This is a genomic window from Laceyella sacchari, from assembly GCF_024927925.1.
Classification (GTDB): Bacteria; Bacillota; Bacilli; order Thermoactinomycetales; family Thermoactinomycetaceae; genus Laceyella; species Laceyella sacchari.
Genome location: NZ_CP103866.1, coordinates 120,001 through 135,941, shown reverse-complemented (window position 1 = coordinate 135,941; position 15,941 = coordinate 120,001). Strand labels below are relative to the sequence as shown.

At 49.4% G+C, this 15,941-nt stretch carries 11 protein-coding genes, 1 tRNA gene and 2 rRNA genes (1 of these 14 running past the window's edge); 1 reads left to right on the top strand and 13 read right to left on the bottom strand.

Features of this window, described 5'->3' with window-relative positions:
* Positions 1–28 precede the first annotated feature (28 nt).
* Complete coding sequence (locus NYR52_RS00610) at positions 29–1,867, bottom strand: ATP-binding protein (protein ID WP_259436106.1); 1,839 nt, start codon at positions 1,865–1,867, stop codon at positions 29–31.
* Positions 1,868–1,885: 18 nt separating this feature from the next.
* On the bottom strand, positions 1,886–2,836 hold the full coding sequence (locus NYR52_RS00605) for a DNA double-strand break repair nuclease NurA (RefSeq protein WP_259436105.1): 951 nt from the start codon (positions 2,834–2,836) through the stop codon (positions 1,886–1,888).
* 320 nt (positions 2,837–3,156) lie between these two features.
* Between NYR52_RS00605 and NYR52_RS00600 the strand changes: the two genes are divergently transcribed.
* Positions 3,157–3,429 (top strand): AbrB/MazE/SpoVT family DNA-binding domain-containing protein, encoded by a 273-nt coding sequence (locus NYR52_RS00600; protein WP_022738711.1) that lies wholly within the window; start codon positions 3,157–3,159, stop codon positions 3,427–3,429.
* Between the two features lie 340 nt (positions 3,430–3,769).
* Here NYR52_RS00600 and nagE read toward each other — a convergent pair whose 3' ends face one another.
* The 11 genes from nagE to NYR52_RS00550 all read right to left on the bottom strand — a co-directional run.
* Positions 3,770–5,224 carry an N-acetylglucosamine-specific PTS transporter subunit IIBC gene (gene nagE / locus NYR52_RS00595; protein ID WP_259436104.1) on the bottom strand — a complete coding sequence of 485 codons (1,455 nt, stop codon included), beginning with the start codon at positions 5,222–5,224 and terminating at the stop codon, positions 3,770–3,772.
* Between the two features lie 398 nt (positions 5,225–5,622).
* Entirely contained in the window at positions 5,623–6,498 is an 876-nt protein-coding gene (gene rsmI, locus NYR52_RS00590) for a 16S rRNA (cytidine(1402)-2'-O)-methyltransferase (protein WP_259436103.1), read from the bottom strand.
* 47 nt (positions 6,499–6,545) lie between these two features.
* On the bottom strand, positions 6,546–6,827 hold the full coding sequence (locus NYR52_RS00585; protein ID WP_132223041.1) for a GIY-YIG nuclease family protein: 282 nt from the start codon (positions 6,825–6,827) through the stop codon (positions 6,546–6,548).
* A 136-nt stretch (positions 6,828–6,963) separates the two neighbouring features.
* A complete protein-coding gene (locus NYR52_RS00580; RefSeq protein WP_132223039.1) occupies positions 6,964–7,338 on the bottom strand; it encodes an initiation-control protein YabA in 375 nt (124 codons plus the stop codon).
* 53 nt (positions 7,339–7,391) lie between these two features.
* Entirely contained in the window at positions 7,392–8,216 is an 825-nt protein-coding gene (locus NYR52_RS00575; RefSeq protein WP_022738705.1) for a PSP1 domain-containing protein, read from the bottom strand.
* Positions 8,217–8,542: 326 nt separating this feature from the next.
* Positions 8,543–9,178, bottom strand: a complete 636-nt coding sequence (gene tmk / locus NYR52_RS00570; RefSeq protein WP_022738702.1) for a dTMP kinase — start codon at positions 9,176–9,178, stop codon at positions 8,543–8,545.
* 22 nt (positions 9,179–9,200) lie between these two features.
* Positions 9,201–10,637, bottom strand: coding sequence for an aminotransferase class I/II-fold pyridoxal phosphate-dependent enzyme (locus NYR52_RS00565; RefSeq protein WP_259436102.1), 1,437 nt, complete (start codon positions 10,635–10,637; stop codon positions 9,201–9,203).
* Between the two features lie 178 nt (positions 10,638–10,815).
* The gene (locus tag NYR52_RS16680) at positions 10,816–10,998 is read right to left on the bottom strand and encodes a sigma factor G inhibitor Gin (RefSeq protein ID WP_211341936.1); all 183 of its coding nucleotides are present in this window, start codon (positions 10,996–10,998) and stop codon (positions 10,816–10,818) included.
* 1,651 nt (positions 10,999–12,649) lie between these two features.
* Positions 12,650–12,764: ribosomal RNA gene (gene rrf / locus NYR52_RS00560) — 5S ribosomal RNA — on the bottom strand.
* A gap of 82 nt (positions 12,765–12,846) precedes the next feature.
* Positions 12,847–15,779 (bottom strand): 23S ribosomal RNA (locus NYR52_RS00555).
* Positions 15,780–15,927: 148 nt separating this feature from the next.
* A tRNA-Ala gene (locus NYR52_RS00550) sits at positions 15,928–15,941 on the bottom strand (it continues 62 nt past the right edge of the window).

Genomic DNA, 15,941 nt, shown 5'->3' with positions numbered 1-15,941 from the left:
CTGCCTGACTCCTTCCTCCGCTGCTTCCCTAACGGCGGTCGTAACGTACCGCAAACGGAGTTTCATGCTTTTTCAGTTTGCCGTCCCGTGCCAGCCGCTCCAATTCTTGTTTTAATCGCGTCACATCCCAGGATAGACCACACTCCCGGTTTACAAGGGTCACAGTAGACACCAAATCCGTCTCAAACACAGGCAAGGCTTCCAGCAGGCAGGAAATCACTTTGTCATCTTGGGCTTCAGCGAATTGCCTCAGTTCATCAAACGGATTGGACAAGTGTGGACTACGGGTGTAAGCGCAACGCACACGGATGAAAATGGTACGCCCAAACACCGCCGAAGAGACAAAGGTGTCTCCAGAACGGAGGTATGGAAGCCGTTTGCCTTCCTCCGGGGTCAAATCGGTCTCTTCCCGCAACGTGGCGATATCGGTCCCCCTGACCGTCCGGAAGACAAACTTGGTGTTGAGCTGGGCTGTGATCGTCTCATCCAACAGCGTGGGCCTTTGCGTGGCCAACACAAGAAACACTCCGTATTTTCTTCCTTCCTGTGCGATTTCCTTTAAAATGGATTTGGCCGGAGAATCGAGCGCTTTGGGAGCGAAGTTGTGCGCTTCGTCAGTCACCACCACAAACGGGGGAAAGAAACGCCCCTCTTCCCCATTCATTCTGGCGTCTTTATATTCACGCCGTTTGCGGTAGAGGGAACCGATCACATACGTGGCAAACACTTGCAACACCCATGTGCTACCTTGCACCACCACCAGCTTCCCTTGCTCCAAGCCCCGTTCGATCGCTCGGATATCTTGTTGGAACAATCCCGCCTTTTCCAAGCGTTGCAAACGCCAATGAACCCCTTTGACAGAGGATGGCGGCAAGGTGCCATACTGGTTTAACAACTTTTTGAGGTCATGAATCCGCTGGACATCGGTAGGGGTGAGTTCGGGATTCTGCAACTGGCGGTCAAGCCCCTGTTTACCCTCTTCCAACGCCTGTACCAAGTTGCTAACGCGGTCGCTAAACGAGATAAAAGAATCGCGTTTGCGGTGTAACATCTGAATGACATTGACCATGGCGTCTGACAATTGGCTTCCAGCAGCCCCCAACAATTCCGTCACATCACGGGTCGACAGATCCGAGAAAGAGATCCCGACATCGCGCCCAATTTGCACCGCAGTATAGCAATCGGTAAATTGAATCCCTTTGCCTTCCATTCCTGGGGTGCGCTCACTGAAATCCATTTCAAAATGGGGATCGAACACCATCGTGGGAATCCGTAGTTTCATCAGCTCCTCCAACATCACCCGTAACCCAAACGACTTGCCCGATCCTGATCCGCCAAACACTCCGATATGTGGATATTGCTGCATGGTCTTAATGTCGAAAATAAAAGGGACACCCCATTGTGGACGAAGTTGCCCTTGTTCCATAATCATTACCTGGTCTTTCAAATCCGGAGAGATGGTTGCCCCCATCGACTCTGTTCCCCGAATCTCGCCTAACAGCATCCCTTCTTCCGGGGAAGATTTCACCAAAAGGCTCCGCACCTCTTCAAACTTGGGCAATCGAACCGCACAACCCGTCCGCACCGGATGAGGGGCTTCCTCGTATAACCGCAATTTCGCCAGATTGATTTCATCCGACTCGATGTCATATCCGATTTGTTCCAACGTTTGGATCACTTGAGCATCGACCAAAGACTTGTCCAAGCCCATGGGAATCAAGCGGTTGTAAGACATCGATTCGACCACTTCGCCCCGCGGATAATCCAACTGCGCATCTTCAACGACCAAAATCTCATTGATGCGAAACTTGCGCTCCCGCGATACGATATAAACTTCTTGTTGTGTGGTTACGCCTACAACTTGCATCGACTTCTCCCTCTCCTTCTAAATCATGCGGTCACTTCGCTTCATTGACAACAAACGGTGCCGCAAATCAGCATCAATATATTGTTCCACCATCGTCTCCACCAAAGGATTGGTCACCCGCACCTGATTGTCCACAATATCCAACCAAAACGGGATGCCGCGTCCCTGTTCCGGTGTCAAGCTATAAATCAACCTGACCAGAGCCAGCCGCTCCTTCCCTTGCGACATTAAACCGTCCAGTCCGATCGGTTGCGGACTCCGGGATGAGCGAAACGCCATTTTCCACATCTGGCTCCCCGCCGGGCTCCACCCTTCCCACTCAAACGCTTCACCCGGTTTCAGTACACCGTACAGCAAATCGCGGTCCGACCAAGCAGAATACTCCGGAAACAACTCGCGTACCAATCCCCTTGTGCCAATCTCTTCCGATATCCCGATCATGAGCGTGCCCTTTTCCTCAGCCAACCGGGCCAAGCGTTCCCAACTCTCAGCGTCATCGATCCAGAAATGGAGAAGCGACCCATCCATTAACACCACACGCGGTTCCCATTCTAATACAGCCTCCCGCGCCACTTTTAATTCCAATTGCGACAAAAGCGTCCCCCGCTTTTTAGCTTCTCTGGCCGCTTGTCCATCCCCGGCTTCTTCTTCCAACAGCGGCGTGTATACGTCAGCAGCCCACTTTTCTTCCCCTCGCGTACCCTTGGCCAAAGCTTGAAAAACAGACAGAGTTCGCATTTGTGAACCTTTGATGGAGTTGACTGAACCATCTACTCCGATCAAGGCTCCCCCTTGCAAAAAATCGCGCAACTCCCCGTCAGGCCATTTATCAATCTGGTGGAATGTGCCCACTTTTTGTAATCGTTCCCTAATTTTGCGCTCATCAAATGCCTCTTCAGGATAAAGGGCCCGTAGCGATTGGTTCAATTTCTTCAATTTTTCTTTCAGTTCTTCTGAGACCGGCAACATTCCGCATCCCTCCTATCCTCTATTGTTGAGCATGATTCCTGCGAAGGCAACCGATTTTTCCCATCAACGATCTGTCTCCACCACGTAAAATACAACCATTTATATTGTCAATACATTTCATACCATTGTAAAACTTTTTCGCTGTCAAATGTAACATATCAATTAACATGATTAAGGAATTTTCTATAAAAATCCTCTTATTATATTGACTGTTATGGGAATGGTTGGTATGATGAACTTAGCGTCAATGTCGAAATTTGACGTCAATTTACAGATAAAAAAACCAAAACCAAACACCAAAGCTGAGAGGGGATTCAAACATGTTGAAATCCACAGGCATCGTACGCAAGGTTGACGAATTGGGTCGCGTGGTGATTCCGATCGAATTGCGTCGAACCTTAGGAATCGGTGAAAAAGACGCCTTAGAAATCTATGTTGACGGTGAAAGAATCGTTCTTAAAAAATATGAACCGGCTTGCATTTTCTCCGGTGAAGTCGATGAAACCATCCGCTACAAAAACAAAGTCGTCAGCAAGAAATGTGTAGAAGAGATGTATATGATGATTAAAGGTGAAAAAGTGACGGTTGAATAATCTTATCTCTTAAACAAATTATTTCTCCATTCTCTCATGCATTTCATGTTGATACAAGCTACACAACCTTATACATAACAGACATCCCGCATGGGAAATGGCTTAGTTCATACTAAGACGAAATTCTAAATATTAAACCAATTTATGTCGCATTGACATAGCGGGTTCAACGGCATACAAGGCGAGATCGCTTGGGAAAGGGCGGTCTCGCTTTTGTTTTCTTTTCCTAATAAACGTTTCGTGGCGTGTGAAAGGAGTGGAAAACAGACTTGATCCCAAGCCTTCAACAAGCGACAGGGGCCCCTCCCCACTAGGAAAAGAGCCCCTGCCCGGTAATAGATTACCCTTGTTCGATGATTTTTTTGATTTGGTCCTTCAACAGCTCCGATTTTGTGCCAAACACTGCTTGGAAGTTTCCTTTGCCGACTTGCACGACACCTGCTGCCCCAAGCTTTTTCAGCTGATCCTGATCCAATTTGCTTTCATCTTTCACTGTCATGCGCAAACGGGTGGTGCAGGCATCCAACTTCTCAATGTTTTCCTTCCCGCCGATCGCTTGCAACACGTTTTGCGCCAACTCATCATCACCAGCCGGTGCGGAAGCTGGACGCGCTTCATCCTCTTGTGCCTCTTGTTCTTCACGCCCTGGGGTTCTCAAATTGAACACACGAATCAGCACCCGGAACAGCACATAATAGATCACAGCATACACCAAGCCTACGCCAAACAGCAACCATGGCTTGGTGGCCAGATTCATATTCAGGAAGAAGTCGATAGCCCCTGCCGAGAAGGTGAACCCGTGCTTAATACCCAAGGTGGTTACAACAGCCATCGACACCCCGGTCAAAATGGCGTGCACCACATACAACAACGGTGCCACAAACATGAATGAGAATTCAATCGGTTCGGTGATCCCCGTCAGAAATGCCGTCAACGCTGCACTGATCAAAACACCAGACGCCAGTTTACGTTGCGATTTTTTCGCTTCGTGAATCATTGCCAAACATGCCGCAGGCAGACCAAACATCAGCACCGGATAGAACCCTGTCATAAAGAGACCTGCTGTTTTGTCCCCTGCGAAGAAGCGGGTCAAGTCCCCCGTCACCGTTTTGCCGGCTTCAGTTACAAACTCACCGATGTTGAACCACACCAAAGAGTTTAAGATATGGTGCAAACCAAACAGAATCAAAAGCCGGTTTAGTAAACCATACACAAACGACCCAATGGAACCCTGTGCGATCATCCAATTGCCGACCGCGCTGATTACCCCTTGCACAGCGGGCCAAATAAATAAGAACAAAATCCCAATAGCCACCATCGCAAATGAGGTGACAATCGGTACAAAGCGTTTACCTCCAAAAAATTGGAGCCAATCAGGTAGTTTGATATCATGATAACGGTTATAAAGGCCTGCAGAAACCAATCCTGTGATAATGCCGCCCAACACACCCGTGTCCAGTTTCAACTCTTCCGTGTTGCCGAGATCGACGATCTGCTTCATCACAAAATATCCCACTACTGCCGCCAATGCCGCGGCACCTGCACTTTCCGTCAATCCCAAAGCAACCCCTACCGCAAACAAGATCGGCAGGTTGTCAAAAATCGCTCCGCCACCTTTGGCCATAATTTCACCAATACGGAAAATCATGGTTCCTTTGGCGAAATAAGCCGGATCACTTAGCAACGCGCCAAAGCGGAGCAACAAACCAGCTGCCGGCAATACAGCAATAGGCAACATCAATGACCGACCGATGCGTTGCAAGAATCCCAATACACTTCCACTGTTCTTGCTCAATCCAAACACCTCCAATAAGGAATGATTACAACAAAATTGGTATAGACAATATACCTTTGAATTAATCATATCGCATTTTGCGAAAATGTAAACCTTTTCACCCTAACCATTTCTTTGCATGTGATATGGATAAAGGTTAAAGAGGTATATGATCTATTCCTTTTCTGTTTATCGGTTTCCTCTTTATATTTTGCTTGATTTTACTTAAACCTGTTATAATCCCCCTTAAAACTCCTTTCTCCAAAGTATGTCCGTTTGCAACTGTCACACATGCACCAGTCCTGAACCAGACCTTAAAACGCAACCTGACGTAAAACAGGCGGGAACGAATATTATACCGCAACCCGCCTTAAGTCTGAATATGAAATTATGATTTATCGGCATAATCATTGGCTGAATTACTCAGATCCCTTATGATACATGTTGTAAATTTCTCTTTTGGGCACACCCCGATCTTGGGCCGCTTGCAAAATGGCTTCTTTCTTGCTACTCCCTTTCTCAATGATCGCCTCAACATGATCGATCACGGACAGCCCTTCCCACCAAGGGGATTGCTCTTCCTCTCGCACCTTCCCTGCCCCTTCAACGACAATGACATACTCCCCCCGCGGACCTTGTTCTTTGATATAAGCCAAACAGTCGGCCAAATTGCCGCGTAGCCACTCTTCATGTTTTTTCGTTAATTCGCGAGGTATGGCCACGCGGCGGTTTCCTAACGTCTCCAACAGATCGGTCAACATCTCGGGCAAACGATGGGGAGCCTCATACAAAAGCAAGGTGGCGGGCGCACTTTTCCATTTGGCCAGTTCCTCTTTCCGCCCTTTACTCGATCGCGGCAAAAAACCGATAAACAAGAAGGGTTGCGTCGGCAAACCGGATGCCACCAATGCCGTCAATGCTGCATTGGGCCCTGGAATCGGCACAACAGTGATCCCTTCCGCCACCGCCTGGCGCACGACCTCTTCACCCGGATCAGATATGCCGGGTAACCCCGCATCACTGACCAGCGCAATTCGCATTCCTTCTTTTAATTTCCCAACCAATTCTGCTCCGCGCTTCTGCTCATTATGTTCATGATAACTCACCAACGGTGTCGACAGTCCCAAATGGTTTAGCAATTTGCGCGTGTGCCGGGTGTCTTCCGCAGCAATTAAATCCACTTCAGCTAATATGGCTTTCGCGCGATCACTCATGTCTTGCAAATTGCCGATCGGTGTCCCTACTATGTACAAAATGCCCTGATTCTCATCCGCAAAACTCTTTTGCCGTTCCATACTAACTCCCCTTTCTCGTTCACGTTGCCCTTTGGCGCATCCGTACCTCACAACTCCTCCAAATTATCAGGCAACAGCCCATGAGTACGGATCAACCGCCATTTTTGCTCCCTTGTCAATTGCTTGATTTCCCATTCCCGCCGTAGTGCCCAGCTACGATCTCCTCCCGTTTCCACATATCTCACTGACACGGGACGCCGGGTGCGTGTATACTTAGATGCCTTCCCCTGTGCATGCTGGCGAAGGCGGCGCTTTAAATCACAAGTGATTCCTGTATACAGGGTGCCATCACTGCATTCCAACATATACACCACATATGGTTTCCCCATCATTTTCCCACCTTGGAAACATTGCGGAGCCGGAATCTGCTTGTAGAAATCGACGATGGATTCGCCGGAAAAGCTCCGCCAGTAAAGAAAAAACGCCGGCGTCTGGGCAAGATTTACGCGCCCAGACCTCCCAGCGTTATTTTTCCTTTGATGATTTATTGAGAAAAGCGATACAGAATAGGCAATCTCCATCACCTCTAAGCCGTCCGTAATGGACATTGCATATGTGGAATCCTTCGTCATACAGATTCGACAGATGGTTGACGCCTTTGTGTGTGGACTCGTCCACCACTTCGGCTTTTTGGGAAGGGGGCAACTTTTCGGTTTGTTGTGGCAAAGAGGGTTCTTTGGCCACAAACAATTCTTTCAAACGCTGGTTCTCCATCACCAATCTGGTGTTCTCTTCAATCAATTCGACAATCTGTTCTTTTAAGCCACCCAACCCTTTGTACATCTCACCAATCTGTTGCTCCATTTGGGCAACCCGCTTAAAGATTTCTTCTTTGTCCAAGCCCCCCCACCTCGTTTAACACCCAAGTGGTTAGTTTCTTCACTTGCAACTGATTAGACTCTGCTGGCTTGCGGCGAACGTTTGCCTTTAACATTGTGAAGCAGATGTTCCACCACAGCCCCTGTCTCCCTTAATTCGACCTGCACCCTACGCTCAAGCAAATTGAGAGCCACTACCCGACCTTCGCCATCAGGTGTGGAAATACGCTCTCCAATATCCGGCAACAGTTGCTTGGCTTCTTCATAGATATCATTCTCATACTTCAAACAACACATCAACCGGCCGCACAAGCCTGAGATTTTGGTTGGATTTAACGAAAGGTTTTGGTCTTTCGCCATTTTGATTGAAACAGGCTCAAAATCACCCAAAAACGAAGAACAGCATAACACCCGGCCACACGGCCCGATGCCCCCAAGCATTTTGGCTTCATCTCGCACACCGATTTGGCGTAGCTCAATCCGTGTTCGGAACACTGCGGCCAAATCACGCACAAGCTCTCGAAAGTCAACTCGGCCATCCGCAGTGAAATAAAATATGATCTTATTGCGGTCAAACGTATACTCGGCATCAACCAATTTCATTTCCAACTCATGCTGGTTGATTTTCTCTTGGCACACTTTCAACGCCGCTTTGGCCGCCCGGCGGTTCTCTTCCATTTGCTCAGTATCTCCAACTGTCGCAATCCGTAACACTTTTTTGAGCGGCAACACCACTTCGTCTTCTCTGACATGGCGGATTCCCATCACGACACTGCCATATTCTATGCCTCGCACCGTTTCCACTATCACGCTGTCGCCTTGTTCGACTTTGTGATCAACAGGATCAAAATAGTATATCTTACCCGCTTGTCTAAAGCGAACCCCAATCACTCTTAACACGTAAGCAATCCCTCCTGCGTTGCCCTACCAGTCCCAGTACGGCCAGAGGTTGCGTCCGATTCCTCTACCCTGTCAACCGTTTCCTCCTGCAAAACCGTCATCTATTCATCAACGAATGGATTATTCTTTCTAGAAGGGGCAGAAAATTCCCCTTCTATCATTCTATCACCTGATAACAAAAATGGGCAAACGCTTCTTTTAATTTGCCATGGTGGTTTTCTGCCATTCTTTCCAATTGCCAACCATTTGTGCCCAGCAATAAGAAACGTCTTCTGACAGGGGGTGAAACAGGGGTAGTCATATGATCTCATGAGATGGCCGGTTCATCAGCTTTTGATTTGAGCCAATGAACAAAAATCCTGCATGATTTTCTCACTGATCTTCTCCACAGACATTCGCCCATCCAACACCACATACCGGTCCGGTTTCTCTTGGGCAAGGCTTAAATAGCCTGAACGCACACGCTCATGGAACATCTTCTCTTTCGATTCCATTCGATCCTTCTTAAGTCCGCGCTTTTGCATCCGTTCTTCGCCAAGCTCGACCGGAACATCTAACAAGTACGTTCGATCTGGCATCAGACCATTTGTGGCCCAGTGATTAATCCAGCGGATTTCATCCAAGCTCCAGCGCGCCCCATGCCCTTGATAAGCCAAACTGGAATCCACATACCTGTCACTTAGCACCACTTCTCCGCGTGCCAAGGCCGGTCGTATCACTTCTTCCACCAATTGCGCCCGGGACGCTGCATACAGCAGTGTTTCCGTGCGTTGTTTTATGTCACTGCATTCGGGGTTGTGAAGCACCATACTTCGAATTAAATCACCTATATATGTGCCGCCTGGTTCCCGCACTTGAACGCAAGGGATTCCCCGTTCTTTCAGGTTTTGGGCCAACCGGTTGATTTGCGTTGATTTTCCAGCACCTTCAGGTCCCTCAAATGTAATAAATAATCCTCTCACAACAAATCCTCCACCATTCCTATCATTCGATTGCTGTCAGGGTCGGGACTTCTCCTTCGTGTCTAATCCCTCTAACCCGCCCCCCCGCATGGATTACGTCTGTTATATAATCAATCCCGGCCTCCGTCAAACGCTCCCCAGGCAAAACAAGGGGGACTCCTGGCGGGTAAGGAACGATCATTTCCGCCGCGATCATGCCTACTGCTTGATGCAATGGCACCTTCCGTTTGGGCCGTCTTCTCAATTGCTCCCAGGACAGATCCGCTTTTCGCCATTGCGGCAGACTGGGCGGCTGGGCCGGTTTGGTTTTTGGCAACAGCGGTACCACTTGATCCAAGCGCCGCAATGCCTCGGTCAAGCGAACCAAATCCGTCGCCGTAGTTCCCATGGTAAATACAAACAGCACCGCTTCATGATCAGCCATCTCAGTGTAAACACCTTGAGAGGCCAGCCATTCGGACAGCTGATAACCTGTCACACCTTGACCAGCGGTTAAACTCAATTTTAGCGGATCCCGCAGTCCTGGGGGACGCCGTTCCGACAAATGACGCAAAGCTTTAATATTTCCCCGGAAATCTTGCAATCGACTTAACAATTCGACTAATGCTTCTTCCCCCATTGTCGCCATCATGCGCCTTGTTACATCAAGGGAAGCCATCAATGGATAGGAAGGACTGCTAGATTGAACCACCTTCAGCCAATGCGCCACCTCACCCGCATCAATTCGGCTTCCTTTTAGATGCATCATGGAAGACATCGTCATGGAGGAAAGCATCTTATGAGTGGACTGAATGGATACATCCACCCCACTGTCCATGGCTGACGGCGGCAATCCGGGAGCAAATCCCAAGTGCGCCCCATGGGCTTCATCCACAACCAATGGCACGCCATACCGATGACACACTTTCGCCAATTCCGCGACGGGCTGCACCAATCCCCGGTAAGTAGGGCTCGTCAATACCACCCCTTTTGCATCGGGGTGAAGACGAAGAACTTGTTCCAACACCTCCGGGTCAAAGGGACGCTCTTGTCCATCATCATCCACGCCCGCACTGAGATATACCGGAAGTGCGCCAGCTAACATGCAGGCATGAAACACGGATTGATGGCAGTTTCGCCCGACGATCAATGTTTCCCCAGGACGGCAAAGAGCAAGCACACTCGCCAAATTTCCCGCCGTCGTTCCTCCCACCAAAAAAAAGGTACGATCGGCGCGAAAAAGTTCAGCGGCCAATTGCTCAGCTTCCTGAATCACTCCCGTTGCATCGTGCAAATCATCCAGTTCTCCTACCTCTGTTAGATCCAACTCCAACAACGGGGAAAACCAAACCTTGCTTTTTTCATCAAAAGCGCTCCCTTGCTTATGTCCAGGCACATGAAAATTGGCGCATGAACGTTGACGGTGCGCTAACAACGCATCAAACAGTGGTGCCTTCTCCTGCTCTGGACTGTGCTTCAATTATTCTCTCCCCCTTTAAAAGAAAAAAGACTGGATTACGAATTCCAGTCTGATGCTTTACACTCCAAAAAGTTTTACTCTATCATGACCAGCCTAGGCCACATCGTAACTTTCTTCCAAAGGCAGTGCGGTACCCCAAAGCCCGCCGCACCAGTCCGATCGCACTGTCAATTTGAACTTAATGGGCCAGTAATCTCCTTAAACGCCAAACATAATAAAGATAAACAGGATCCTCTACTTTACTTTTTACCATTTCCGTTTCACATGTACAACAAATTTGTTTGCCCAAAATCTCCAAATTCTCATGTTGCTCTTGTCCGCAAATCACACAAATTTGGGGCCGCTGATTCCCTTCCACCATCGCCACCACCTTCATCTTTTATCTCCATTATTTGCAACTTCCGCAATCTTTAAACGGATTTGTGTGCATAAACAGCTAACCAAGTTTCTCTTAGCTCATCTCATCTATTTCAATCGTTCTTGATCAGTCCAAACAGCGCCAATCAAGAAGGGGCTATCGAACAGGCGGCCTCTCTTCAACATGGACCCATCTATAGGTGGCACATGTTGCGGTTAGTTAACATTTTATTCAACAGCCATGACAAATATTTTTTATAAGACGTTGGTTAAGATATAAGACAAAAAGGGGTTATCTTATGTTGCAGAGCAAACAGATATTGTTCTATATCCTTGGGTTGTTTATCCCGGTCAACCTGATGCTCCGTACTTTTTTATGGCATTTGCACCACCGGCAAACGAAGCACTTACGCTAAAATGCCCCCTTGGTGCCACACTGGCAGCAAGAAGTCCTGCGGAATCCCGTTTACAATCACATGTGCACAAAGATGGACGGGTTCATAACCCCCTGGGATGAAAGGCCATATCACACTGGTCGATATGCCTTTGTGAACAACATGTAATCATCCCGCATCGTCTACATAAACTAGCCTTTCATCCCTTTGGCAGTTGCAGTCAAATGGAAGACTTGATCTCCCGAGCCGCCTTGACTACCACACTTCAAGTAAACCAAAAAATTGCTCAGAAGAGAATATAACTTAAATGCAAATCACACCAAGACGCTGTGGCTGATACTTGTTTCAAGTGTGCAATATTTCTGCATGGCGTTGTTCAGGCTACTTCGCATAAAAAAACAGGTAACATCATCAATCATAAGTCCATTCGATATTTCCCACATCTGCTTCCATTCTTCTCTGCTATATGGTTAAAGCGTGTTTAGAGATTGTCTGATGAATGGGCCAGCGGATCTTATTCTGATTCACTTCACCTGCGCGTGCTACTCATTAGAAAACTCTTCCGACGCTTACTTGATTGCTAGTGGCAACCATTGTCTTATGCTCTTTAAGTGTGACAAAACTCACTTGGATAAGGGGATCCGCTACATCCCTAAGCTTGATTTGCCAGACCGTACTAGGCTATCTGATGAATAGGACAGATTCCAAAACCTTCTTCTCATTTGCTTCTCACTGGTGAGACTCACCTGAAAAAGGTTTTTCCACTGCTTCTTCTCCACCAACTTGATTTGTCAGACACTTTCTAGGGTGTGTCTGATGAATAGGACAGCGGCTCCAAAACTATTTTCTCATTCACTTCACGCGTAGCGAGATTTATCTGGAAGGGATTTTTTCGCTACTTCGATCCCACCAACTTGGTTAGAAACTCTGGTATTACTCGACATTCACATTTGACTGTCTGTTGCCGCTCATTCCGCCGATCGAATTCATAGGCAGCACCCTTGAGCGTTTTTCATGAAAAATACGTAATGGAACTTCTAAATAAGTAATCCCACTGACTATCATAGAAGAAGTAGGCACAAGAACATTTCTGGACTCACTTCACCCATGTGGCTGAAGCCCTTTCTGCTTCCTCGTCCCAAGCAAGAGTGAATTTCTTTCCGAACAACTCTATCCCCTGGCCACTGGCAATGCCACATGATGAAGCCACTTACCAACGCAAAACAAAAACCCCACTTCAGAGTGAAGTGGGGTTTGGTAGCCTGGCAACGACCTACTCTCCCAGGGCTTAAGCCCAAGTACCATCGGCGCTGGAGGGCTTAACTTCCGTGTTCGGTATGGGAACGGGTGGATCCCCTCCGCCATCATCACCAGACGTTATGTTGTTGTTTCAAGGTGTGAACCACACCCTGAAAATTAGATTGGAATAAAGCGCGTTGCAAGATGAAGAGATGAAGTAGGATAAGCCCTCGACCGATTCGTATCCGTCAGCTAAACGCATTGCTGCGCTTACACCCCGGACCGATCAACCTCGTCATCTACAAGGGGTCTTACTTCCACAGGGGAATGGGAAATCTCATCTTGAGGGGGGCTTCGCGCTTAGATGCTTTCAGCGCTTATCCCGTCCGCACTTGGCTACCCAGCGGTGCTCCTGGCGGAACAACTGGTACACCAGAGGTGCGTCCATCCCGGTCCTCTCGTACTAAGGACAGCTCCTCTCAAATTTCCTACGCCCACGACAGATAGGGACCGAACTGTCTCACGACGTTCTGAACCCAGCTCGCGTACCGCTTTAATGGGCGAACAGCCCAACCCTTGGGACCTACTACAGCCCCAGGATGCGATGAGCCGACATCGAGGTGCCAAACCTCCCCGTCGATGTGGACTCTTGGGGGAGATAAGCCTGTTATCCCCGGGGTAGCTTTTATCCGTTGAGCGATGGCCCTTCCACTCGGAACCACCGGATCACTAAGTCCGACTTTCGTCCCTGCTCGACTTGTAGGTCTCGCAGTCAAGCTCCCTTCTGCCTTTGCACTCTGGAGCGCGATTTCCGACCGCGCTGAGGGAACCTTAGAGCGCCTCCGTTACTTTTTAGGAGGCGACCGCCCCAGTCAAACTGCCCACCTGACACGGTCCTCCCGCCGGGTGACGGCGGCGAGTTAGAACCCCGATACGACCAGAGTGGTATCCCACCGGCGTCTCCACCGAAGCTGGCGCTCCGGCTTCTCAGACTCCCACCTATCCTGTACAAGTCGTACCTAGATTCAATATCAGGCTACAGTAAAGCTCCACGGGGTCTTTCCGTCTTGTCGCGGGTAGCCAGCATCTTCACTGGCAGTACAATTTCACCGGGTCTCTCGTTGAGACAGCGTCCAGATCGTTACGCCTTTCGTGCGGGTCGGAACTTACCCGACAAGGAATTTCGCTACCTTAGGACCGTTATAGTTACGGCCGCCGTTTACTGGGGCTTCGGTTCAGAGCTTCGCTTGCGCTAACCCTTCCCCTTAACCTTCCAGCACCGGGCAGGCGTCAGCCCCTATACATCGCCTTGCGGCTTAGCAGAGACCTGTGTTTTTGCTAAACAGTCGCCTGGACCTCTTCACTGCGGCCCCCTCGGGCTTTCACCCTACCGGGGCACCCCTTCTCCCGAAGTTACGGGGTCATTTTGCCGAGTTCCTTAACGAGAGTTTTCCCGAGCACCTTAGGATTCTCTCCTCGCCTACCTGTGTCGGTTTGCGGTACGGGCACCTATTTTCTCCTAGAGGCTTTTCTTGGCAGTGTGAGATCAGGAACTTCGGTACTGATAATTTCCCTCGCCATCACAGCCCAGCCTGTAGAAAGGACGGATTTGCCTATCCTTTCGGCCTCACTGCTTGGACGCGCACTTCCAGTCGCGCGATTCCCTACCCTCCTGCGTCCCCCCATCGTACAAACGAAAATAGGTGGTACAGGAATATCAACCTGTTGTCCATCGCCTACGCCTTTCGGCCTCAGCTTAGGTCCCGACTAACCCTGAGCGGACGAACCTTCCTCAGGAAACCTTAGGCTTACGGTGGAGGGGATTCTCACCCCTCTTTTCGCTACTCATACCGGCATTCTCACTTCCAAGCGCTCCACCACTTCTCACGAAGCAGCTTCGCTGCTGCTTGGAACGCTCCCCTACCATGTTCGAAGAACATCCACAGCTTCGGTGAATCGTTTAGCCCCGTTACATTTTCGGCGCAGAGTCACTTGACCAGTGAGCTATTACGCACTCTTTGAATGGTGGCTGCTTCTAAGCCAACATCCTGGTTGTCTGGGCAACTCCACATCCTTTGCCACTTAACGATTACTTGGGGACCTTAGCTGGTGGTCTGGGCTGTTTCCCTCTTGACTACGGATCTTAGCACTCGCAGTCTGACTCCCGGACATGAGTCGATGGCATTCGGAGTTTAACTGAGTTCGGTAACCCTGTGGGGGCCCCTAGCCCAATCAGTGCTCTACCTCCATGACTCTTGATCCGAGGCTAGCCCTAAAGCTATTTCGGGGAGAACCAGCTATCTCCGGGTTCGATTGGCATTTCACCCCTACCCACACCTCATCCTATGGTTTTTCAACACCAACAGGTTCGGACCTCCATTCCGTGTTACCGGAACTTCATCCTGGACATGGGTAGATCACCCGGTTTCGGGTCAACGACTACGTACTCAAGCGCCCTATTCAGACTCGCTTTCGCTGCGGCTCCAGCTTTTCACCTTAACCTTGCACGCAACCGTTACTCGCCGGTTCATTCTACAAAAGGCACGCCGTCATCCCTCAAGGGGACTCCGACTGGTTGTAAGCACACGGTTTCAGGTTCTCTTTCACTCCCCTCCCGGGGTGCTTTTCACCTTTCCCTCACGGTACTGGTTCACTATCGGTCGCTAGGGAGTATTTAGCCTTGGGAGGTGGTCCTCCCAGCTTCCCACGGGGTTTCACGTGTCCCGCGGTACTCAGGATCCGTCTCGGAGGGGAACAAATTTCGGTTACAGGGCTGTTACCTTATATTGCCGGCCTTTCCAGGACCAGTTCACCTATTCGCTCCCTTTGTGACTCCGTGTGAGACGTCCTACAACCCCGATGGCACAAGGCCATCGGTTTGGGCTGTTCCCGTTTCGCTCGCCGCTACTCAGGGAATCGCGTTTGCTTTCTCTTCCTCAGGGTACTTAGATGTTTCAGTTCCCCTGGTCTGCCTCCGACCACCCTATGGATTCAGGTGGCGGTACCAGCTCTTCAAGCTGGTGGGTTGCCCCATTCGGAAATCTCCGGATCAAAGCTTACTTACAGCTCCCCGAAGCTTATCGGAGTTCGTCCCGTCCTTCATCGGCTCCTAGCGCCAAGGCATCCACCGTGTGCCCTTAGTAGCTTAACCTACCAGGTTTATCCGGCATATTGCTATGCCGCTCGGTATCTCCTCGGTGATTTGCAACATCGACGGTCAAAGAAGGATCTCCTTCTTAACCTCGTTGCTTTATTCCATATCTAATTTTCAAGGTGCAGTCTTCCTCTAATGAGGAAAATGGTGGAGCTAAGC

Coding starts and splice junctions, on each gene's coding strand:
- NYR52_RS00610 (WP_259436106.1), bottom strand. CDS start 1,867: ATGCAAGTTGTAGGCGTAACCACACAACAAGAAGTTTATATCGTATCG.
- NYR52_RS00605 (WP_259436105.1), bottom strand. CDS start 2,836: ATGTTGCCGGTCTCAGAAGAACTGAAAGAAAAATTGAAGAAATTGAAC.
- NYR52_RS00600 (WP_022738711.1), top strand. CDS start 3,157: ATGTTGAAATCCACAGGCATCGTACGCAAGGTTGACGAATTGGGTCGC.
- rsmI (WP_259436103.1), bottom strand. CDS start 6,498: ATGGAACGGCAAAAGAGTTTTGCGGATGAGAATCAGGGCATTTTGTAC.
- NYR52_RS00585 (WP_132223041.1), bottom strand. CDS start 6,827: ATGGGGAAACCATATGTGGTGTATATGTTGGAATGCAGTGATGGCACC.
- NYR52_RS16680 (WP_211341936.1), bottom strand. CDS start 10,998: ATGGTGGAAGGGAATCAGCGGCCCCAAATTTGTGTGATTTGCGGACAA.